Genomic DNA, 23,673 nt, shown 5'->3' with positions numbered 1-23,673 from the left:
TGCGCCACGGTGTGCGGCGCGGATAACCAGTTTGCCAGCTTTACAAGGGCCGATCAAGCCGCCCGCGGAATCGCCGCCAGCAAGGAGCGCGTATAAGAATGCTGCGGATTGCGGTACAACTCATCCGAATCGGCCATTTCCACCACCTCGCCCTGGCGCATCACCATCACCTGGTCGGAAATGTACTTCACCACGGACAGGTCGTGCGAAATGAAGATATAGGACAGGCCAAGTTCGTCCTGCAGGTCCTGCAGCAGGTTCAGCACTTGTGCCTGTACCGACACGTCCAGCGCCGATACCGATTCGTCGCACACCAGGATTTCCGGCTTCATGGTCAGGCAGCGCGCAATGGCAACGCGCTGCCGCTGGCCGCCGGAGAACTCGTGCGGATAGCGATGGTAGGCCTGCTGCGGCAGCCCTACCCGCTCCAGCAGCGCCAGCGCCAACTGTGTGCGCTGTTCGTCATTGGCGCCTATCGTGTGCAGCCGCATCGGCTCCAGCAGGATCTGTCCCACCGTGAAGCGCGGGTTCAGCGAAGCATACGGATTCTGGAAAATGATCTGGATACGGCGCTTGAACGGCTGGAATTCCTTCGCGCTCATGGCCAGCAGGTCGCGTCCTTCGAACAGGGCGCTGCCGCCGCTGGCCTGGTGCAGGCGCAGCAGGGTCAGGCCGACGGTGGACTTGCCGCTGCCCGATTCGCCGACCACGCCCAGCGTCTTGCCGCGCGCCAGCTTGAACGACACGCCCTTGACCGCCTGGAATTCGCGCTTGCCGAACAGGCCTTCGCGCAGCCAGAAGCTCTTTTTCAGATCCCGCACATCGAGCACGACCGCGTCATCCGGCGCGCTGCCGCGCACGCGCTGCGGCTGCTGTCCGGCAGCGCCAAGGCGCCCTTCCATGTAGTCCTGGATCACCGGCAGACGCAGCGGGCGCGCATCGAGCGATGGCCGGCAGTGCAGCAATGCGCGCGTGTACAAGTCTTTCGGTTCGGCGAACACCGCGCGCGCAGCCCCCGTCTCCCGCACTTCGCCGTGGCGCATCACGATCACGTCATCTGCGGTTTCCGCCACCAGTCCCAGGTCGTGGGTGATGAACAGCACCGACATCTGGTGCTTTCTCTGCAGGCCGGCAATCAGTTCCATGATCTGCTTCTGGACCGTCACGTCCAGCGCTGTGGTCGGCTCGTCGGCGATCAGCAGCCTTGGCCTGCAGGCAATGGCCATGGCGATCATCACGCGTTGCTGCTGGCCGCCCGACAACTGGCCCGGGTAGGCGTCGATCCTGGCCGCCGGGTCGGGGATGCCGACTTCCTCCAGCAATTCGAGCGTACGGGCACGGGCGCTGCGCCTGTCCATCCCCATGTGCAAGCGCAATACTTCGCCGATCTGGGCGCCGACCGTGAACACCGGATTGAGCGAGGACATCGGCTCCTGGAAGATCATCGCGATATCCTTGCCGCACATGGCACGGCGCCGGGCGGCCGGCTGGTGCAGCACTTCGCGGCCTTCGAACAGGACGCTGCTTCGTTCATCGATCAGCGTCGTCTGTGGCGGCAACAGGCCCATGACGGCCAGCGAAGTAACCGATTTTCCGCTGCCCGATTCGCCTACCAGGGCCACCGTGCGGTGATGCGGAATGTCGAAGGAAATGCCTTTTACCGCTTCGACCGTATTTTTCTTGTCGGTGCGGAAGCGGATTCGCAAGTTGCGGACCTGTAGCAGCATGTCATTTCACCTTGGGGTCGAGCGCGTCGCGCAGTGCATCGGCAAACAGGGAGAAGGCGTTCACCAGCAGGGCCATGGCGCCGGCGGCCGCCGTCAGTTGCCACCATTTGCCAAGGATCAGTTCATTCTGGGCTTCGTTCAGCATCGAGCCCCAGCTCACCACGCCGACCGGCACGCCGAAACCGAGGAAGGACAGGATCACTTCGGCCTTGATGAAACCGACCGCCAGGATCGATAGCTGCACCAGCGCCACATGGCTGACGTTGGGGAAAATGTGGCTGAACATCTTGCGCCAGGCCGAGGCGCCGATGGCATCGGCCGCCATCACGTATTCGCGCGCCTTGTGCTTGATGTACTCGGCGCGGATCAGGCGGTAAGGGCCGGTCCAGCCGGTCAGCCCCAGGATCAGGACAATGGTCAGCACGCCTTTCTGCTGCAGCACCGCGGCCACGGCCAGTATCATGAGAATCGAAGGGATCGAGGTGAACACGTTGTAGAACCAGTTGCAGAGATCGTCCACCATGCCGCCGTAAAAGCCGGAAACGGCGCCCAGCAGCGTGCCCAGCCCGACCGCCAGCGTGGCCGCGGCCAGACCCACCACGATGGATGTCTCGCCGCCCTTGATGGTTTTCCGGATGATGTCGTGGCCCCATTTGTCGGCGCCGAACGGCAGGCTCTGCGCCCGCCCGGCGGCCGGTTCGGCCACCGCCTTGCCCAGTGTGGCGCGCAGTTCGCGCAAGTCGTCGGCCAGCGGGTCGAATTCGTTGGCGGGCGGGATGACCGGCGCGGCGGCATGGATGTTGCCCGGCGCCTGCAGGGCGCGCGGCGCGGCAAACGTCGGCGGCGCGTAGTTCACCGCGACCTCCTCTTCCCAGTCTGCGGCCACCATGCCGCTGGCGGAAGCGGCAAGCAGGAGCAGGAAAGCTGCCACCACGGCCAGCGCCACCATGGCGAGCCGGTCGGCCCGCAGGCGGCGCCACGCCAGCGTCCACAGGCCGGCCGAATCATGAACTGCGTGCATGCATTGTCCTTACTTGAGCTGAACGCGCGGATCGACAGCCTGGTACAGCAAATCGGTCAGCAGGTTGAACACCATGGTGGCCACGGCAACGTAGACGGTAATTGCCTTGATGACGGGAAAATCGGAGCGCTCCACCGCCAGGATCACTTCGCGCCCGATGCCGGGGATACCGAAAAAGCGCTCCAGCAGGAAAGCCCCGATCAGCATCGCCGGCAGGCTCGCCATCACATGGGTAATGATCGGGATCGCCGCATTGCGCAGCACATGCACCCACATCACGCGCCGTTCGGGCAGGCCCTTGGCACGCGCAGTGCGCACATAGTCCTGCCCCGCCTCCTCCAGCACGAAGCTGCGGTACAGGCGCAAGGTGGGCGCCAGCGAGACGGCCAGCCCGATCAGGACCGGCAGGGCCGCGTAACGCAGGTTTTCCTGCAAGCCGGCGCCCCAGCCTTGGACCGGGAACCAGCCCGCCTTATACGCCAGCCAGTACTGGAACACGATAATGTAGACCAGGATGGAAATCGACATGCCCATCGTGCAGGCGAGCATCACGGCACGGTCGGTCAGCGAGCCGCGCACAAAGGCCAGCGCCAACGCCAACGCAATGCCAAGCACGGTTTCCAGCAAGGTCAGCGGCACCAGCACCGCCAGCGACGGCCCCAGGCGGGACGTGATGATGTCGGCCACCGCCTCCCCCGTGGCCCAGCTCTGGCCAAAGTCAAAGGTCGCGACCTGCTTCAGGAAGATCCCCAGTTGCACATACCAAGGCTGGTCGACGCCGAGCTGGCGGCGGATATTCTCGATGCCGGCAGCGTCGGACATCTTGCCCGCGAGAATAAAAGCCGGGTCGCCGCCCACCCAGTTGAACAGCAAAAACACGAGCAACACCACGCCCAGCAAGGTCGGCACCATTTGCCAGATGCGGCGTATCGAATATGAAATCATCCCTTGCAAGCGTTCTATAAGTGGTTCACGTAGCAACGTTTCATAAATGAGACGCTTTTTCGTAAATATGTATCGGGTACCAATTTCTAATTGACGCAATGTTAGCCCAAATGCTCTTATCTTTCCGCGAGGGAATCACATGATGGCACCTTCGAATGGGAGCGCCGAAGCAGTAGTCAATAGCTGTAGCTCGTCTTTTTATTGCATATGATTGGAGATAGCAACATGATGGAAAAAATCATGGCTCGTTCCGTCCGGCTCGTTTGCGCCGGCGGCATGCTCGCCACCATGGCCGCCCCGGCCTTCGCCCAGGAAGCACCGGCACCAATGCAGCGCGTGGAAGTAACCGGTTCGAGCATCAAACGCGCGACCCAGGAAACCGCATCGCCAATCCAGGTCATCAGCAAGGAAGACCTGATGAAGTCCGGCAAGTCAACTGTCGCCGAATACCTGCAGACCCTGACCGTGGACGGCGCCGGCTCGCTGCCGACCGGCTTCGGCAACGGCTTCGCCGCAGGCTCCACTGCGATCTCCTTGCGCGGCCTGGGTGCGACCTCGACCCTGGTACTGCTGAACGGCCGCCGCATGGCGCCGTTCGCGCGTGCCGACGACGGCCAGAAGAGCTTCACCGACCTGTCCACGGTGCCGATGCAGATCGTCGAGCGCATCGAGATCCTGAAAGACGGCGCGTCCTCCACCTACGGCGCAGACGCGATCGCCGGTGTGGTCAACATCATCTTGCGCAAGGACTTCGAAGGCCTGCAGCTGAAAGGCGATACCGGCTGGTCGCGCTACGACGACGGCAAGCAGAACAAGGCCTCCATCACCTACGGCCTGGGCAACCTGGACGACAACAAGTACAACTGGGTCGTCAATGCCGAGTTCTTCGATTCCGACCGCATCAAGAACAGCGACCGCCGCGACCGCGGCCATATCGGCAAGGGCGACCTGCGCCCATACGGCTTCCCGGTCGGCACCCAGTTCGCCAGCGGCTATATCGCCGGCCTGAACAGCGCCCAGCCGAACCCGGCCGGCTCGATCCGCAATCCTGCCACCACCGCCTACAGCAGCCTGCCAGGCTGCGCCGCACTGTCGCAGACCGCGGACCAGACCGGCGCCAACGGCGGCTGCCTGTGGCACCAGGACCAGTTCCGCGACATGCAGCCGGAGATCGAATCGGTCAACCTGTATACCCGCGGCACCTGGCAGGTGAACGACAGCATGCAGCTGTATGCCGAAGCCGGCTACTCCAAGCGCGACACTGCCTTCACCCTGGTCCCGCCATCGGTCACGCCGACCGTGGCCTTCCCGCCCAATACGACCAATCCACTCGGCTTCATCAACTACGGCAACCTGCCGCTGATGGCGGCCACCCACCCGCAGAACCCGTACGGCGTGGCGACCCGCATCCGCTACTCTGCGTTCGACGTCGGCCCAAGCACCCGTTCGGCCAACAACGAATTCACCCGCTTTGTGGTCGGCGTCAAGGGCACGTTGGCCGGCTGGGATTACGACGGCGGCCTGACCCACTCCAAGTCCAAGCTGCACCTGGACTACAGCAATATGCTGAACATGAACGTGGTGCGTGCGGCGCTGAGCGACCCGACCTCGCAGTACTTCCCGTATTACATCGGTGCGGAAGCGTCGAGGAACCCGGCCTCGCTGTACGCTGCCATGGTCACCAGCGCAACTTCGGATTCGACCACCAAGCTGGACGTGATCGACTTCCATGCTTCGCGTGAACTATTCGCCCTGCCAGGCGGCAACCTGGGCCTGGCGCTCGGCGCGGAGCACCGCCGCGAAAAGCTGGAAAACCCATCGCTATCCGGTTCCATCGACGGCTCCATCAACTCTTCCTACGTCGCGGCCTTCGGCGACAACAAGGTATCGGCAGTGTTTGCCGAACTGGTCGCGCCGGTGCTGAAAGGCTTGGAACTGAGCGCTGCCGTACGTTACGACAAGTACGACAACTTCAAGTCCACCACCCCGAAAGCCGGCTTCAAGTGGACCCCGGTCAAGTCCTTCGCCCTGCGCGGCACCTACACCGAGGGCTTCCGCGCCCCTGGCCCGGCTGAAGGCTCGCCGCTGTCGCAATCGACCGGTACCTCGACCGTGCGCGATCCGGTGCGTTGCCCGGGCGGCACCCCGGCGGCCGGCGGCGCCACCGCCACCGATTGCGCGATCCCGGTGGCGGCCGTGAAGGTCGGCAGCGCTTCGCTCAAACCGGAAACCTCCAAGGGCTCGACCCTGGGCATCGTGTGGGATCCGTTCGACGGCACCAGCCTGGCGCTGGACGCGTGGAAGATCAAGCGCAGCGACGAGATCAACCCGCTGCCATACAACGAAGCGGCGGCCCTGCCGACCGCCATCCGCAACGACAACAACCTGATCGTCAACGGCGTCGCCATCCCTGGCACCGGCACCCTGGTGCTGACCCAGGCGCCATACCGCAACTCCAGCTTCACCGAAGTGAGCGGCGTGGACCTCGACATCAAGCAACGCATCCGCCTGGGCGACTACGGCCGCGCAACCCTGGGCTTCGTCTGGACCCACACCGCGTCGTGGAAGCGTCACGAGTCCGCAACCACCGTGTACCAGTTCAACGGCACCCACGGCAACTGCGATACCTCGAACTGTGCCGGTACGCCTAAGAACAAGATGAACCTGAATGCATCGTGGGACTACCGCGACCTGAACCTCGCCGGTATCGTCAACTACCGCGACAGCATGGACAACGTCCTGTTCGCCGGCGACCTGTGCGCCTCCAACCTGGCGAATGGCCAGCCAGGCACCAAGGATTGCAAGATCGCCTCGTTCACCACCCTGGACCTGTCGGCGCGCTACAACGTGAACAAGCAGTTCACCGTGTTCGCATCGATCAACAACGTGACCGACAAGATCGCTCCACTGGATCCGCTGACCTATGGCGGCATGAGCTATAACCCGATGGACGCTTCCGGCGCCATTGGCCGCTACTTCAAGCTGGGCGCCCAGTACAAGTTCTTCTAAATCGGCTGGATTGTCGGAGGCAAAAACGGCACTTCGGTGCCGTTTTTTTTTATCCGGCGGCTCCTTCCGTCGCCGCCCGCAAGCGGCGGGCTGTCCGGCTTGTGTACACAAGTCGCTTGTTTCAAAATAGTTACAAAACGAAAGATACATTAGCAAAAGACTTTCGTTTTACGCGACAAGCCTCGCGCAACTTCGCCCTACTTCCATCAAACTGCCGCCTTCTCCATTCATCTAGCCTAGGTAAACGAAAGTCCTGTTGTTGCGATTTCGTAACAGGTTGTGACGTTCTGTTTCAAAAAGATTGCAAGCCAAGAACACTTGCAAGAAAGTACGAACAGCCTATTGCTAGGTTTTGCGCAAATGCAAAGAACAGTTACCTTCAGGGAGAACCAAGAATCATGATGAAAGAGAGCATCCTGTCGTACGCAGTCCGGGTGGCTTGCGCCAGCGGCCTGCTGGCAGCCGGAGTCTGTGCGCCCGTATTCGCCCAGCAAACAGACACCACCATGCAGCGCGTTGAAATTACCGGTTCGTCGATCAAGCGCATCGCCCAGGAGGGCGCCCTGCCAATCCAGACCCTGAGCCGCAAGGACATCGATCAGACCGGCGTGAAAAACGTGGCCGACCTGGTCGCCCTGCTGCCATCGATGCAAGGCATGATCACCTCGTCCGCGTCCATCAACGGCGGCGGCGGCGGCGTGCAAAGCGCCTCCATTCACTCGATCGGCACCGACTACACCCTGGTGCTGTTGAACGGCAAGCGCATGGCGCCGTACGGCACCGGCAGCGCGGTCAACCTGGCATCGATTCCCCTTTCGGCAGTCGAGAAAGTAGAGATCCTGACCGACGGCGCTTCCACCCTGTACGGCTCGGACGCCATCGCCGGCGTCGTCAACTTCATCCTGAAGAAGAACCAGAACGAACTGAGCATCGACGCCACCTACAACCGCCCGCAGCATGACGGCGGCCAGAGCTCCAACGTGTCGATCACCAAGGGCTTCGGCAACTACGATGCCGATGGCTTCAATGTCATGCTGGCTTACAGCCATGACCAGAGCAAGGCACTGAACGCCAGCCAGCGTCCATTCGCCAACTCCGGCGTGGTCAAATTCGGCCACAATGGCAAACAGTACGCCACCTGGCAAAATTCGATCAATTCGATCCCGGCAGTTGCCGACGTGTACGACAGCGATGGCAACAACGCTACCTTCACCCCTGACCTGGTCAACACCGGCAAGTGCAATGGCCCGAATACGTTCGAGCGCGGCGGCGTTTGCCGTTACGACTACGCGGCAACCGTAGAACTGCTGCCGGAACTGAAGCGCGACAGCCTGTTCACCTCCGGCCAGTTGAAGATCTCCGAAAAGACCCGCCTGAGCGGCGAGTTTGTCTACTCCAAGTTCACGAGCACCGCCCGCTACGCAGCACCGGCACAGCCGCTGACCACCATGAGCACCGATCCGGAATCCGGCGTGCTGACCGTCAGCCCGGTCTACATCGTGCCGTACAAGAAGTCGGTTGAGCCACTGCTGGCAGCGCAAGGCGTCGACCCGACCAAGGTTACCGACGCCTACCTGTACTACCGCGCCCGCGATGCTGGCGGCCGTACTGACGACTGGGGCACCAAGGCGCTGCACCTGTCGCTGGGCCTGGACACCGAATTCGCCGGCTGGGACCTGAACGCAACGTACACGCACTCCGAGAACAAGCAGACCGACAAAGCTGCCGGCGGTTACATGAGCGGCGACAAGTTCGAAGCCCTGGTGCAATCCGGTGCCTACAATCCTTACGTGTTCGACCCGAATGCCGCCTCCATCCTGGCGCCGGCAGTCCTGCATGAGAACCTGTCGACCATCAAGTCCAAGCTGGACGTGCTGAGCGCCCACGCTTCGCGTGAAGTGTTCGCCATGCCTGGCGGCAATGCAGCCCTGGGCCTGGGTACCGACTACACCATCCAGCGCTACAACGATGCGCCAAGCCGCATCCTGCAAGGCCCCGGCCCTGGCAACCCGGGCTGGACCGACACCGTGATCGGCGGCGGCACCGGCTCGCAAGCCCTGGACGCCAAGCGCAACAACTGGGGTGCATTCGGCGAACTGCAAATGCCTGTGATCAAAGGCCTGGACGTGACCGCTTCGGCGCGTTACGACAGCTACGACGCCGTCGAAAAGCGCAATACCAGCTACGACGTGAACGGCAACCCGGCAGCGGCCGGCAAGCAGGGCAAGGACGTCTCCAAGACCACCTTCAAGCTGTCCGCCCGCTGGCAGCCCTCGAAGGAAGTGATGCTGCGCGGCTCCTACGGCACCGGCTTCAAGGCGCCGACCATGAACGATATTTCGGACCCGCTGAAGAACGGCGGCTCCTCGAACTTCTTCGACTGCCCGATCAAGAACGCCACCGATCCGCGCTTCGCGTACTGCCGCGGCGTGCAGGAATACGGCCTGCTGACCGTGGGTAACCCAAGCACCGGCGCCGATGCGCTGAAGCCGGAAACCTCGAAACAGGCAACGATTGGCATCCGCCTTGAACCAATGGATGCACTGTCGCTGGGCGTGGACGTCTGGGACGTGCGCTTGAAGAACCAGATCCAGAACCTGTCGCAGGACATGTTGTTCCGCACCCCGGCCCTGGCCGACAGGTACGCCAGCATCTACTTCGACCCGATCCAGAAATCGAAGGTGCTGGTGATGACCCAGTCGCCGCTGAACCTGGCCAGCTCGCGCTATCGCGGTATCGACCTGGACGCAACCCTGCGCACCAATACCCCGATCGGCAAGCTGACCACCAACTGGACCGCGACGTATATGCTGAAGGCCGAGAAGACCGTGCCTGAAGCAGACGGCAGCCTGTCGACGGAAAGCAGCATTGCACGCTTCGACTCTTACGACGACGTGACTTTCCGCTGGATCTCGCGTTTGGTGTTCTCGCTGAAATCGAGCGAGCAGTGGGCCAATTCGCTGACCGTGAACTACCGTTCCGGCTATGCCGACAAGGAATACTCGGCAGACGACGGCCGCGTGCGCTCGGTCAACGACGACGGCACCCTGGGTGGTTACGTCGACCTGAAAGGACGCAAGGTCAAGGAGTATTACACCCTCGACTGGCAGTCGAAGTACAACTTCAACCAGAACTGGTCGGTTACAGGCGGTATCCGTAACCTGCTGGACAAGGAGCCCCCGCTGTCGATCCGCGACACTGGCGGCGGCAACCAGGTGGGCTACGACGGCCGCTACACCGATCCGCTGGGCCGTACTTTCTACCTCACCGCCAGCTACAAGTTCAAATAACCCCGCTTTTAGCACTACTCCCGCTCCCCGCTCGCGCAAGCCGGCGGGGTTTTTTTATTGTCGCCTAATGTTTCGTTTGTTTCACTTATCAAACATCCATTGCTAAAGCACTGCGCCGATGGTTTGATGCTGGTCCCATTATTTTATTACTGAGACATTCATCAATGATCATTGAGAAAGCCATGTCGCGCTCCCTGCGCCTGATGTTCGCCGGCAGCCTGGCCCTCGGCGGCGCCGCCCAGGCCCAGGAAGCCGCCCCGGAAGCGCCGATGCAGCGCGTCGAAATTACCGGTTCCAGCATCAAGCGCATTGCAGCCGAATCCTCGCTGCCGGTGCAGTCGTTCAGCCAGAAAGACATCAAGAAGTCCGGCGTCTCCACTGTGACCGACTTCATCCAGCAACTGCCGGCCATGCAGGGCTTTTCTGTCGCAGCCGACTCGGTCGGCGGCGGCGGCGGCGGCGTGACCACCGCATCCATCCACGACATCGGCGCGGCCTACACCCTGGTGCTGCTGAACGGCCGCCGCGTCGCCCCGGCCAATTCCGGCACCACCATCGACCTGAACTCGATTCCGCTGTCGGCCATCGAGCGCGTCGAAGTGCTGACCGACGGCGCCTCCGCGCTGTACGGCGCCGATGCCATCGCCGGCGTGGTCAACTTCATCCTGAAAAAGGGGGCAACCGACTGGGAGTTCAATGCCAAGTATTCGCGCCCCGAGCAAAGCGGTGGCGCCAGCAACGCCATCTCCCTCAGCAAGGGCTTCGGCGACATCGATGAAGACGGCTACAGCGTGTTCTTCTCGGTCAGCCACGACGAGCAAAAACAGCTCAAGGCTTCCCAGCGCAGCTTCGCCCGGACCGGCATCATCAACTTCACCGACCCGGCCAACGGCAAACAGCTGCAGTTCATCAACGGCTCCTCGCGTTCGCTGCCCGCCAATGCCGGCGTGACTTACAACTCCAGCGAGATTGACCCGGATACCGGCCTGCCGGTGGAAAAGACCGTCAACCTGAACCCGTATGCCCTGGCCCATGGCGGCAAGTGCGCCGCGGTCAACGCCGACTTCTATGGCGACGGCAACTGCTACTTCGACAGCGCCTCGACCATCGAGATCAACCCGGAATCGCAGCGCGACGCCCTGTTCTCTTCCGGCAGCGTCAAGTTGGGCAACTCCGGCTTTAAAGGTTTCTATGACCTGGCCTACACCGAAGCGAAGATCGTCGCTTCGATTGCCCCTTACCCGGCCGACTTCTCGATCGCCAAAGGCTCGGCACTGTATAACAAGTACATCCAGCCGCACCTGAGCGCCGAACAGGATGCCGGCGCCACCTCGGTGGTCGCCAAGTACCGCCTGTACGAGATGGGCAACCGCAGCTACGACTACGGCACCAAGGCCACCCATCTGGTGGCAGGCGTCGATGGCGCTGTAGCAGGCTGGGACGTCAACTCGGCCCTGACCTATTCGAAGAACAAGCAGACGCAGAAATACGTGGCCGGCTTCCCGCTGGCCGACAAGTTCCAGGCCGCGATCGACGCCGGCAGCATCGACCCATTCGCCTACGGCCTGGGCGAAATGCCGCAAGCCATGCGCGACACCCTGCTGGGCACCGGCTTCACCGGCACCTACAACACCCAGACCGTGGAAATGAAGGGCTGGGATGCCCGTGCCTCGCGCGAAGCGTTCAAGCTGCCAGGCGGCGCGGCCCAGGTCGGCGTCGGCGTCGACTACCGCAACACTTCGTTCAAGGTCAACCAGGCGGACGTGGCAAAGAACGCCCGCATCCTGTTCGACAACCCGCAAGTGGACAGCGCCTACGAACGCGACAACTTCGGCGCCTACACCGAGCTGGTCATGCCCGTCAGCAAAGCGCTGGAACTGACCGGTTCGGCCCGCTACGACCAGATCGGCGCAATCGACAACAACCTGAGCGGCCAGAAAGTAGGCAACAAGGAAAATGCCGCCACCTGGAAGATGAGCGCCAAGTACGCCGCTGCCAGCAACCTGCTGTTCCGCGCCGCACTGGGCACCGGCTTCCGCGCCGCGTCGATGCAGGAAATCGCCGGCCCGCTGGAAGACTGGGGCGTCACTGGCGGCAACTACCAGTGCCCGCTGACCGGCACCAGCCACCCGCTGGCCTCCTACTGCAACGGCGTGGTACGCCAGCAGTTCGAAGCCTTCCAGGGCGGCAACCCCGACCTGCAGCCGGAGAAGTCCAGGCAGTGGAGCATCGGCACCGTGTTCGAGCCGACCAGCTCGCTGTCCATGGCGTTCGACCTGTGGAACGTGGAAATCCGCGACCAGGTGACCTCGGTGTCCGAAGGCTTGATTTTCGACAAACCGGCCAAGTACGCCGACCTGTTTACCACCAAACACATCAGCTCGACCGGCAGGGATGTGCTGGCGATCAAGCTTCTGCCGATCAATATCGGCAAGGTGGAAAACCGCGGCGTCGACTACGACTTCACGCATCGTGCCAAGCTGTTGGGCGGCAAGCTGACCAGCCGCCTGGCCGGTACCTGGCTGCTGCGCTCGCGCTACACCACGCCGGGCACCGACGACCAGTGGGAATCGAGCCTGAACCGTTATGGTTCGAACGACAAGGTCAGCTTCCGCCACGTGGTGCGCGCCTCGACCAGCTTCGAGCAGGCACAATGGACCCATACCCTGAGCGCCAGCTACCGCAACGGCTACACCGACAAGGAGCAAAGCGCGGACGATTGCGCCGTGATCGTAGCCGGCCAGCCGGGCGAATGCTACGGCATCACCCTGCAGGTGCCCAGCTACACCACCTTCGACCTGCAGACCGCTTACCGTCCAATGAAGAACCTGGAAATCACGGGCGGCATCCTCAACCTGTTCGACCGCGATCCGCCGTTCACCCTGCGCAACACCGGTTCGCACCAGGTTGGCTACAACCCTTCCTACTCTTCGGCATTGGGTCGACAGTTCTATGTGAGCGCGTCTTACAAGTTCTAACTTCCTGCTCACTTCTCCCGAACCCCGCCCGCGCAAGCCGGCGGGTTTTTTTTGAATGTTGCCGGGAGAAAAAAATTAACGTTCTTAAAAGTTTTGTAGCAAATTCGGCACACTTCACAAGTAACCAAAAAGCTGCAGTGGAGCAAGTTTCTCTAGCTAATCTTTTTGCTAAACTACTCCCTTCTTCGCTTTAAATTCAACAAATTCATCCATTTTAGATGAATCAATAGTGTTATTTTGCAAGTTGTATGGACTGCTCCAGGGCGACTTTCGATTGACATCCTTTCCCAATGAATGATTTGATAAGCGCGGACGAAAAGCGGTCACAGCAAGTTGCGCTGTTTCTCGTCAAACAAAAATTAAGGGTCGGCGACGGCCTTAAACGGTTTGTAATTCTTGGGAGTAACAAAGATATGTTGAAGGAAACCATCCTGTCTCGCTCGGTTCGCGTGATCTGCGCGGGTGGCCTGGCACTGGGCATGCAAGCAGCATTCGCACAGACGGCTGACCAGCCAATCCAACGCGTGGAAATCACCGGTTCCTCGATCAAGCGCGTGGACTCTGAAACCGCATTGCCAGTCCAAGTGCTGAGCAAAGCCGAGATCACCCGCACCGGTGCCACCAGCACCCAGGAACTGCTGAACAGCGTGTCGGCCCTGTCCTCCATGGGCGGCACCAGCAACGCCACCGGCGCTGGCAGCTCCACCTATGGCCTGTCCTCCGTTTCGCTGCGCGGCCTGGGCGCCGAGCGCACCCTGGTGCTGGTTAACGGCCGCCGCTTGGCAGCCTTCGCCGGCGGTGGTGGCGCAACCGTCAACGTCAATGTCATCCCGCTGTCCGCGATCGAACGCGTGGAAGTCCTGAAAGACGGCGCATCCGGCGTGTACGGCTCTGACGCTGTCGCAGGCGTAGTTAACTTCATCCTGAGCAAGAACTTCGAAGGCCTGGAACTGAGCGCCGGCTACGGCACCCCGACCCGCGATGGCGGCGGCCAGAACAACAAGTTTTCCCTGACTGCCGGCTTCGGCAACCTGGAAGACCAAGGCTTCTCCGCCGTGGTTTCCATGTCCGCGGAACGTGAACGCGCACTGTTCGGCAACGAGCGTGACTTCGCCAAGAGCGGCGTACGCGAGCCATACTTTGTCAACGGCGCAACCGGCCACGGCAACATCGAAGGCGGCATCGACCCGAGCAAGCCATACCCACAGGACAACCGCTTGCCAGGCTTCGGCAACTCGCCAGCCGGTGGCTACGGCAACCCGCTGGCCGCTTCCGGCAAGTGCGCGGACATTAATATGTTCCTGGATCCAAGCCCGACCGCGCATGGCGCTCCGTACTGCACGTTTGACAGTGCACCGTTCGTCGGCCTGATCCCTAAGCGCGAACTGCGTAACCTGACCGGTAACTTCGCATACAAGATCAACGACCAGCACCAGCTGTTCGCCGATATGCTGTACTCGGAAAGCGAAGTAACCCAGCGCTTCCAGGGCAGCCCTGTGCGCCGCAGCTTCCTGACCTCTGACGCCGAGTTCGAGAAGCAAGGTGTTGAGCCGGCACTGCTGCTGTTCCCAAGCAACCCTGTTTACCAGTCGATCGCCGTTCCTTACCTGACCAGCCGCGGCTTCACCGACCTGATTGGCGCTCCGCTGGCAGTCACCAGCCGCGTGTTCGACTTTGGCCCGCGTACCAGCCTGGACAAATCCCGCCAGTCGCGCATGGTCATCGGCGCCAAGGGCAATGTTGCCGGCCAGGACTACGAAGTGGCTGTGACCCAGAACGTGTCGAAGCTGCACGGTTCCGTACCGGACGGCTACTTCTCGCAAGTCGCTTACGCCCGCATCATCAACGATCCAGCCAACAACTGGAACCCGTGGGCACCAGGCGCGGTGCAGACCGGTCCTCTGGCAGAAAAGCTGCAGCAAGCCAAGTACTCCGGCGACACGCTGAACGCCAAGTCCAAGTCGACCCTGTTTGACGCCAAGATCAACGGCGATCTGCCGACCTTCGCAGGCATCACCGGCCAATACGCGGTGGGCGGCCAGTACCGTGACGAAAAATACGTGACTACCCCAAGCCCAGCCCTGGAAACCGGCGACATCGCTGGCCTGGGCGGCAGCGTGCCTCCAGTCGACCGCTCGCGCAAGATCAAGTCGCTGTTCGGTGAAACCAACTTCCCTCTGCTGAAGACCCTGGAAGTCGGCGCGGCCGTGCGTTACGACGACTACAACGACGTTGGCAACAGCACCAACTACAAGGCTAACGTTCGTTGGCAGCCTGTCCGGGCAGTTCTGGTTCGTGCGTCCGTCGGTTCCGGCTTCCGCGCACCGACCCTGACCGACCTGTGGACCCCGCAATCCATTGGCACTTCCGCTTCCTTCATCGACAAGGCGACCAGCCCATCGCAGCAGCAGGTGAACGCGCTGTCCGGCGGTAACCCGAACTTGAAACCGGAAGAGTCCAAGCAGCAGTCCGTCGGCCTGGTGCTGTCGCCGATGAACAACCTGACCGTCGGCTTCGACTGGTTCCACGTCAAGATTTCCGACATCCTGGCTACCCCTTCGGCCCAGGAAGTGGTTTCCCGCTTCCGCCAGGGCGATCCGGCATACGCCAACCTGGTAAAACTGAACGGCAACCAGATCGACAGCATCGTCACTACCCTGGCCAATTCGGGTGATGCCGATGTGAGGGGCGTTGACGTGTTCGCGCAGTATCGCCATAACACCTCTGTTGGCCGCTTCGACGTCGCACTGAACGGTACCTACATGGACAAGTTCGACCAGACCAGCCCGGGCGGCGTCCTGTCGCAAAAGGTCGGCACCATCGTCATGAACGATAAGGATGGCACGCCAGTGCTGGGCGCCGATAGCGGCGGCGTGGTGCTGAAGTGGAAACACGCCCTGTCCGGCACCTGGAGCCAGGGTCCATGGGCTGTCACCCTGACCCAGAACTTCTCCAAGCGTTACGAAGCTGGCCACGACATGGACAACAACCGCACCTTCGTCCCGTCCTACTCGCTGTATGACCTGAACGTGAGCTGGAAGGGCTGGAAGACCCTGGTGCTGAACGCTGGCGTGCGCAACCTGTTCGACAAGGACCCTGCGATCTTCGTTCCAGCATCGAACCAGTTCCAGAACGGCTACGACGTGACCCAGTACGATCCACGCGCACGCGTTGTGTACGTATCGGCCAACTACACCTTCAAGTAATCCCTTCGGGACTAGAAGCAAAAAAACCCGCCTCTGGCGGGTTTTTTTATTTGCTGCCGTAGCTCTTATTCGCCCTGCAGGCGGCGCTGGCGCACCGCAGCAGCCAGGTTTTCCAAGACCTGCACGCTGGTATCCCAGTCGATGCAGCCATCGGTGATCGACTGGCCGTAAGTCAGTTCCTTGCCAGGCACCAGGTCCTGGCGGCCGGCGACCAGGTGCGATTCCACCATCACGCCGACGATACGGGTATCGCCGCCGGCCACCTGCTGCGCGATATCGGCACACACCGGCACCTGGTTTTCCGGCTTCTTCGACGAGTTGGCGTGCGAGGCATCGATCATCAGGCGCGCTGCCAGGCCGTAGCCGGAGATGGCTTTGCAGGCTTCTTCCACGCTGGCCGCATCATAGTTCGGCGTTTTACCGCCGCGCAGGATGATGTGGCAATCTTCGTTGCCATTGGTCGACACGATGGCCGAGTGCCCGCCCTTGGTGACCGACAGGAAATGGTGCGGCTGCGATGCGGCCTTGATCGCTTCCACCGCAATCTTGGTGTTGCCATCGGTGCCGTTCTTGAAGCCCACCGGGCAGGACAGGCCGGAAGCCAGTTCGCGGTGCACCTGCGATTCGGTGGTGCGGGCGCCGATGGCGCCCCACGAGATGAGGTCGGCAATGTACTGCGGGCTGATCACGTCCAGGAATTCGGTGCCGGCCGGCAGGCCCATTTCGTTGATGTTGCGCAGCAGGTCGCGCGCCATGCGCAGGCCGTCATTGATGCGGAAGCTGTTGTCCATATAGGGGTCATTGATCATGCCCTTCCAGCCCACCGTGGTGCGCGGCTTTTCGAAGTACACCCGCATCACGATTTCCAGGTCGCCCTTCAGGCGTTCGCGCAGCGGCGCCAGGCGCTGCGCATACTCCAGCGCCGCTTTCGGGTCGTGGATCGAGCATGGACCGACCACCACCATCAGGCGGTCATCCTGGCCGTGCAGGATGCGGTGCAGCGCGACGCGCGCTTCCGAAGCAGTCTTGGATGCCGCTTCCGTGCAGGGAAATTCGCGGATCAGGTGCGACGGTGGCGTTAACTCCTTCATTTCACGAATGCGCAGGTCGTCGGTACGTTGCATGATGGTTTCTCCTGGATCAAAGTAAAAAAAAACCGCCATCACTGGCGGTTTGTCTTGGTATCTGCTGGGATCTCGCTGTGCTGCTACGTGAACCGGCCGCTACTCCACCGCCTTTGGGTTGGAATTGCTAAAGTAAAAAAAGCCGGTAAAGAAGTGCAGGTGCATGGTCGAGTTCCGTGGATTTCGATCCACTATAACAACAGTTAGCTACTATTGCAAGCGGGCGTTTTGCCAGACTGGCAACAGAAACTTGCGTTATTAAAGTAGACGCGCAGGCGCAACAGTAAATATTTCGAAACGGTAGTTTTTGGATAGCCGTTATCAAATATCAAATAGAATTTACTCAACCTTTGCAAGTGTCTAACTCCGGCGCTTCCATCGGTCCCGAAAGAATTTCTATTTGAGGAGAAGGACGTTGGCTACAATCAAGGCTAAATCGATGATCTATTCCCTGTTGTCAGCATTTGGCGCACTGGCGGTCTTGCCGGCCATGGCGCAGCAACAGGCTCCCGAAGAAAAGATGATCCGCGTCGAAGTGACCGGATCTTCCATTAAGCGGCTGGTGGCGGAAACGTCCCAGCCGCTTTCCGTTTTCAAGGCCGAGGAATTCACCAAGCAAGGCTTGACCACCGCCCAGGAAGTACTCGACCGCATTCCCGCCAACCAGACCAGCATGGGCGCCGGCAACGTGGTGGGCGGTAACGCCAGCGGCTTGCCGACCGGTGGCCAGGCAGTGGCCGACCTGCGCGGCCTCGGCGGCGACAAGACGCTGGTGCTGCTGAATGGCCGCCGCATCGCCAACCACCCCTATGATGGCGCCAGTGTCGACCTGAACATGGTGCCGGTGGCCGCGCTGGAACGCGTCGAAGTGCTGCGCGACGGCGCCTCCGCTATCTACGGCACCGATGCCATTGGCGGCGTGATCAACTTCATCACCAAACGTTCCGTGACCGGCACCACCGTCACCGCGGAAACCATGTTGCCGCGCGAAAAAGGCGGCAAGGAGCGCCGCGCCAATATCGTCAGCGGCATTGGCAACCTCGACAACGATGGCTGGAACCTGATGGGCGTGCTGGACTGGCAGAAGCAGGAGGCGCTGACTTCGCAGCAGCGCGATTTCTCCAGTACTGCCGTGATCCCCGAGCGCGGCATGACGGTGGCGGACGGCACTTCCGGCACCACCTTCCCCGGCAACTACTTTGACCCCGTCACCGAAGCCACGGGCAACCCCGGCTTTGCCAGCGGCTGCCTGCCGCCGCTCTCGATCCCGCGCCCTTCAAACGGCACCTGCCGCCAGGACTACACGCGCCAGATCGACGACCTGCCCGAACAGGACCGCCTGGTCTTCTTCGGCAAGGCTGCGTTCAAGCTGAATCCCGACACTACGGCCAGCCTGGAATACCTGCACTCGCGCAACAAAGTAGTGTCGCGCACCGCCCCGCCGCCACAAATCAACCTGTCCCTGCCGAACACCAGCCCCTACTACCCTGGCAATTCGGGCGGCGTGCCGGCCCAGCCCAACCTGTCGGGCCAGCCGCTGTCGGTCAACTGGCGGCCGGTCGAAGCCGGCCAGCGCCAGATCCATTCCAAGGGCGAAGGCGACCGCCTGGTGGCAGCATTGGAAGGCATCGTGGCAGGCTGGGACTACAAGGCCGGCCTGAACCACTCTGTCAGCAAGTCCGAGGAAAACTTCACCGGCGGCTATGTGCAGGATGCTGGCTTTGCGGCCGGCGTGCGCGACGGCATCCTGAATCCCTTCGGCCTGCAGAATGAAGCCGGCCGCGCCTACCTGGCCAGCGTGGCACTGCGCGGCAAGGTGCAGGATGCCGAGAACAAGTCCACCACTTTCGACATCAAGGGTTCGCGTGACGTGATGCAACTGGCCGGCGGCGCGATGGCGGTGGCGCTGGGCGCCGAATACCGCAAGGAGGATGCCGATTTCAATGTGAACCGCGATATTGCCAGCCAGGCGACCAGTTCCGGCCTGTCCGGCTCGCAATCGAAGACCGGTTCGCGCAATGTGAAGGCCGTGTACGGCGAGCTGAGCGTGCCGCTGATCAAGGACCTCGACATCCAGGCCGCCGTGCGCTACGACCACTACAGCGACGCGGGCAGCACCACCAACCCGAAATTGGGTGTGCGCTACCAGCCGATCCAGCAATTGCTGCTGCGCGGCTCGGCCAGCACCGGCTTCCGCGCCCCTACCCTGTTCGAGAAAAATGCGCCGCGGTCAAGGAACGACACCAGCAACACCTACGACGATCCGATCCTGTGCCCTGGCGGCGTGCCGCAGCCTGGCGCCAACCCCTTGCGTGATTGCGACCTGCAGCAGTTCAAGCTGCAAGGCGGCAACCCGGCGCTGACGCCGGAAGAATCGACAACCTTTTCCTTCGGCGCCGTGTTCGAACCGGTGCGCAACACCACCATCGCGCTGGACTACTGGAACATCCGCCTGAAGGACAAGATCGGCGCACTGCCGGAACAGGCCATCTACGGCAACTACGAAAAATACAAGGACCGCTTCCTGCGCAATCCGGACGGCTCGCCGTTTGCCATCCTCGACCTGAACGAAAACCTGGGCCGCGTGAAGACCGACGGTATCGACTTGAGCGCAACGGTCAGCTCGGGCCGCACCGCATACGGCAGTTTCACCTTCACCCTGGACGGCACTTGGGTCCACAGCTATCGGTACCAGAACGAACGTGACGGCGCCTTCATCCAGAACGTGGGCACTTACGGCGACAACGGCCCGATCATGCGCTGGCGCCACAATGCTTCGCTGAGCTGGCGTCACGGGGACTGGAGCGCGACGCTGTCGCAGAATTTCAAGTCCGGCTACGTCGACCAGAATTTCGTGGAACCGGAGTTCTTCAACAAAGTGGACTCTTACCAGTTGTGGAACCTGTCTGCCACCTACACCGGCTGGCAGGGCGTGACGCTGACCGGCGGCGTGAAGAACTTGCTGGACAAGGATCCGCCATTCACCAACCAGGGAACGGTCTTCCAGAAAGGATATGACCCGCGCTACTCCGACCCGATCGGCCGCGCCATCTACCTGCGCGCCAGCTACAGCTTCTGAACCTGCTGTAACTAGCCGGGCGCTGGGGCCGGGTCCTGTATTGCACAGGGCTCGGCCCTTCTGATATATGCCCCACTACAGGCGGCTTGTTGGGCTTTCTGACGATATCTCCTGTTGTTTTTATGCGAACTGCACGGTCCCTCGGCATCCGGGCATTAAAAACTGAAAAGCCAAGAGAAATTGGCAAAGAAATGTGATCCGACAGGCAAATTCCTTACAGTTGGGGCCATTATCGCGACATTTGGCATATTTTTCTAGCGAGCGACTTTCAAATTGAAGAGTTTTATCAAGCGGACATTTTTTGTAACGACCTATTTCCTTGATATTAGAAAAACATTATAAAAGATGGATCTCTTGCAAAAGAGTTATCCCCCCCTTTTTGGAGATCGTCAATGCACCAAAAGAAACTGGTTGTGAACCTGCGCCGCTGCCTGCCTTACCTGGCTGCGCCGGTGCTGCTTTCCTCGCTGACTGCCCAAGCCCAGCAATCCACCGCGCCGATCCAGCGCGTTGAAATTACCGGCTCGCACATCCGCCGTGCCGAAGCTGAGACCTCAAATCCGATCCAGGTGCTGTCGCGCGCTGATATTGAGAAATCCGGCAAGACCAGCGTCTCCGAACTGCTGCAATCCCTGGCAGTTGACAACCAGGGTTCGGTCCCGACCACCTTTGGCGGTGGCTTTGCCTCTGGCGCATCGGGCATCTCCCTGCGCGGCCTGGGAGCCGCCTCCACCCTGGTACTGATGAACGGCCGCCGCATGGCGCCTTATGGCCTGGCCGACGACGGCCAGAAAGTGTTCGCCGACCTGAACGTGATCCCGCTCGAAGCGCTGGAACGCGTTGAAATCCTGAAGGGCGGTGCCTCCGCCCTGTACGGTTCCGACGCAATCGCCGGCGTGGTCAATATCATCCTTCGCAAAGATTACAAGGGCACCGCCGTGCGCTTCAGCCAGGGCCTGTCGGAAGAACGCGACGGCGGCGATACCCGCCTGACCCTTACCAGCGGCTTCGGCGATCTGGAAAGCGATCGCTACAGCGTGCTGTTCAACGCCGAATTCGGCATCAAGCGCGAAGTATGGAACCGCGACCGCGCCGGCCGCGGCGCGATCGGCCGCAGCGACTTGCGCGACTTCGGCTTCAGCGCCCAGGAAGCACTGGGCGGTACCGGCGCCATCACCGGCAACAACGCTGCCGGCAGCTCGATCGTCGGTAACGTGCGCAATCCGGATCCGCTTTCGCCAGACTTTCTGAATTACTACAGCCGCAGTAATCTGAATGGCTCAGGCTTCACCCGCACCTTCCCGAACGCAGCCTGCAGCAGCCTGACCAGCCACCCTCAGGGTGACCCGGGCGGCGGCTGCCTGATCGACGCCGCACAGCAATACGGCCAGATCCAGCCACGCCAGAAGACGGGCAACCTGTTCACCCGCGCCACCATCAACCTGAACCAGGATTGGCAAGCCTACATTGAAGGCAATGCCTACCGCAGCGAATCGATTGCCAGCACCACCCCGTCCGGGATTTCCGGCAGCGTCGGCTATCCAGGCGGTCCGGTCAGCAACGCAGCCGTGGCCCTGGGTGCCGCCCACCCGGACAACCCTTATTTCGGCAGCACCGCCCGCCTGCGTTACCTGGCCTGGGACGTCGGCCCACGCGTCAGCAACGTCGACTCCAACTTCTACCGGGCCCTGGTCGGCGTGAAAGGCACGGCCGCTGGCTGGGATATCGACACCTCCTTCTTGTACTCGGCAACCAAGGTCAGCAATGAGCGCACCGGCTACCTGCAACGCGACGTCGCCTTCGCCCTGCTGAACCCGAGCGCCGCCAACGTCGCCGCTGCTATGCAGAACCCCGGCTACGCTGCCCTGCCTGCCGGCAGCTTCTGGCGCATCGGCGAGAACGCCGGCCTGAACTCGGCCGCATTGTACGCGGCCCTGTCGCCGACGATTGCCAACGATGCCGCAACGAGCATCAAGCAAGTCGACTTCAAGGCCTCGCGCGAAATCGCCAAATGGGATGCCGGCTCATTGGGCCTGGCCTTCGGTGCCGAATACCGTCACGCCGAGACCCGCCTGGATCCGACCCAAGGCACCGACAGGGGCAATATCATCGGCCTGGGTTACTCGGCATATGACGGCAAGCGTAAGGAAAGCGCACTGTACGCCGAGATGTCGATTCCACTGCACAAAACCCTGGAAGCGCAAACGGCTATCCGTTGGGACCATTTCTCCGACGTTGGCGATTCCTACACGCCAAAACTGGGCCTGAAGTGGAACCCGGCCAGCAACTTCGCCATGCGTGCCAACCTGGAGCGCGGCTTCCGTGCCCCGAGCGCGGCAGAAAACGGCAAGGGTGGCCTGGCCGCGTTCTCCACCGCATCCGACCCGGTACGCTGCGCCTTGGGCGTCGCCACGGCATGTAACTCTGCTTCGGTCGCGATCATCACCAGCCCGAACCCAGCCCTGTCACCAGAACGTTCGAAGAGCTACTCGCTGGGCATCCTTTGGGATCCAATGCCGCGTACCAGCGTGGCTGTCGACTTCTGGCAAATCAAGCGCAAGAACGAAATCAACCAGGAACAGACCGATGCCGCAATCGCCGCCGGCCACGTTGCACGCGACCCGTCGACCGCTACCACTATTCCTGGCGACCCAGGCGCCATCACCGCCGTGCTGGCGAACTATGTGAACTCGGCCTCGACCATCGTGCGCGGTGTCGACTTCGATTTGCGCAAGACGTTCTCGCTGGGAGATGGCAGGGGCAACCTGAGCATCGACGCCAAGTGGACCCACTTGTTCAAGATGGAACGGACGGAGCAGGATGGCACCAAGCGCGATTTCGCCGGCACCCACGGCAATTGCGACGCTACCAACTGCATGGGCACGCCTGACAATCGCGTGAACCTCGGCGTCACCTGGGAACGTGATGCGCTGCGCCTGTCGGTGAACGCGAACTACCGCGACAAGCTGGACAACGTCCTCTTCAAGGACGACCCGGATGGTTGCGCCTCCCACTTTGCCAACCATGACGATGCCCCGGCCGGTTGCAAGATCTCGTCCTTCACCACGTTCGACATGGTGGGCCGTTATCGCCTGAGCGACAAGGCGGAAATCTTCGGCTCGATCAACAACCTGTTCGACAAGAAGGCTCCGCTCGATCCGCTGACCTACGGCGCCACCAGCTACAACCCGCTGGACTACAGCGGTGCAATGGGCCGTTACTTCAACATCGGCATGCGCTACAAGTTCTAAGCACCGGCACTTGCCAAGCAGCCGCGCCCTTCGGGGCGCGGTT

At 61.6% G+C, this 23,673-nt stretch carries 10 protein-coding genes; 6 read left to right on the top strand and 4 right to left on the bottom strand.

What is annotated here, in order from left to right:
- Positions 1 to 53: 53 nt before the first annotated feature.
- From ACWBU6_RS08345 to ACWBU6_RS08335, 3 genes are read right to left on the bottom strand one after another with little or no spacing between them, the layout of a single operon-like run.
- Complete coding sequence (locus ACWBU6_RS08345; protein ID WP_452648348.1) at positions 54 to 1,727, bottom strand: ABC transporter ATP-binding protein; 1,674 nt, start codon at positions 1,725 to 1,727, stop codon at positions 54 to 56.
- A gap of 1 nt (position 1,728) precedes the next feature.
- Positions 1,729 to 2,748, bottom strand: coding sequence for an ABC transporter permease (locus ACWBU6_RS08340; RefSeq protein ID WP_452648347.1), 1,020 nt, complete (start codon positions 2,746 to 2,748; stop codon positions 1,729 to 1,731).
- A 9-nt stretch (positions 2,749 to 2,757) separates the two neighbouring features.
- Positions 2,758 to 3,693, bottom strand: a complete 936-nt coding sequence (locus tag ACWBU6_RS08335) for an ABC transporter permease (RefSeq protein WP_452648346.1) — start codon at positions 3,691 to 3,693, stop codon at positions 2,758 to 2,760.
- Between the two features lie 240 nt (positions 3,694 to 3,933).
- On the opposite strand from ACWBU6_RS08335, the gene ACWBU6_RS08330 reads away from it, so the two are divergent.
- The 4 genes from ACWBU6_RS08330 (at position 3,934) to ACWBU6_RS08315 (ending at position 16,176) form a co-directional block, all read left to right on the top strand.
- A complete protein-coding gene (locus ACWBU6_RS08330) occupies positions 3,934 to 6,702 on the top strand; it encodes a TonB-dependent receptor (RefSeq protein WP_452648345.1) in 2,769 nt (922 codons plus the stop codon).
- A gap of 398 nt (positions 6,703 to 7,100) precedes the next feature.
- On the top strand, positions 7,101 to 9,992 hold the full coding sequence (locus ACWBU6_RS08325; protein ID WP_452648344.1) for a TonB-dependent receptor: 2,892 nt from the start codon (positions 7,101 to 7,103) through the stop codon (positions 9,990 to 9,992).
- A gap of 182 nt (positions 9,993 to 10,174) precedes the next feature.
- Positions 10,175 to 12,970, top strand: a complete 2,796-nt coding sequence (locus ACWBU6_RS08320) for a TonB-dependent receptor (RefSeq protein ID WP_452648343.1) — start codon at positions 10,175 to 10,177, stop codon at positions 12,968 to 12,970.
- A 413-nt stretch (positions 12,971 to 13,383) separates the two neighbouring features.
- Positions 13,384 to 16,176, top strand: coding sequence for a TonB-dependent receptor (locus ACWBU6_RS08315; RefSeq protein ID WP_452648342.1), 2,793 nt, complete (start codon positions 13,384 to 13,386; stop codon positions 16,174 to 16,176).
- Positions 16,177 to 16,241: 65 nt separating this feature from the next.
- On the opposite strand, the gene aroG is transcribed toward ACWBU6_RS08315, so the two are convergent.
- Positions 16,242 to 17,300: a 3-deoxy-7-phosphoheptulonate synthase AroG gene (gene aroG, locus ACWBU6_RS08310; protein WP_452648341.1), complete on the bottom strand. Its 1,059-nt coding sequence runs from the start codon at positions 17,298 to 17,300 to the stop codon at positions 16,242 to 16,244.
- 415 nt (positions 17,301 to 17,715) lie between these two features.
- Between aroG and ACWBU6_RS08305 the strand changes: the two genes are divergently transcribed.
- Positions 17,716 to 20,379 (top strand): TonB-dependent receptor, encoded by a 2,664-nt coding sequence (locus ACWBU6_RS08305; RefSeq protein WP_452648340.1) that lies wholly within the window; start codon positions 17,716 to 17,718, stop codon positions 20,377 to 20,379.
- 392 nt (positions 20,380 to 20,771) lie between these two features.
- Positions 20,772 to 23,630 carry a TonB-dependent receptor gene (locus ACWBU6_RS08300; RefSeq protein ID WP_452648339.1) on the top strand — a complete coding sequence of 953 codons (2,859 nt, stop codon included), beginning with the start codon at positions 20,772 to 20,774 and terminating at the stop codon, positions 23,628 to 23,630.
- The last annotated feature ends 43 nt before the right edge of the window (positions 23,631 to 23,673 follow it).

The organism is Pseudoduganella sp. HUAS MS19, assembly GCF_053615455.1.
The sequence above is the reverse complement of the archived record's forward strand: the minus strand, read 5'-3'. Positions and strand labels throughout refer to the sequence as shown.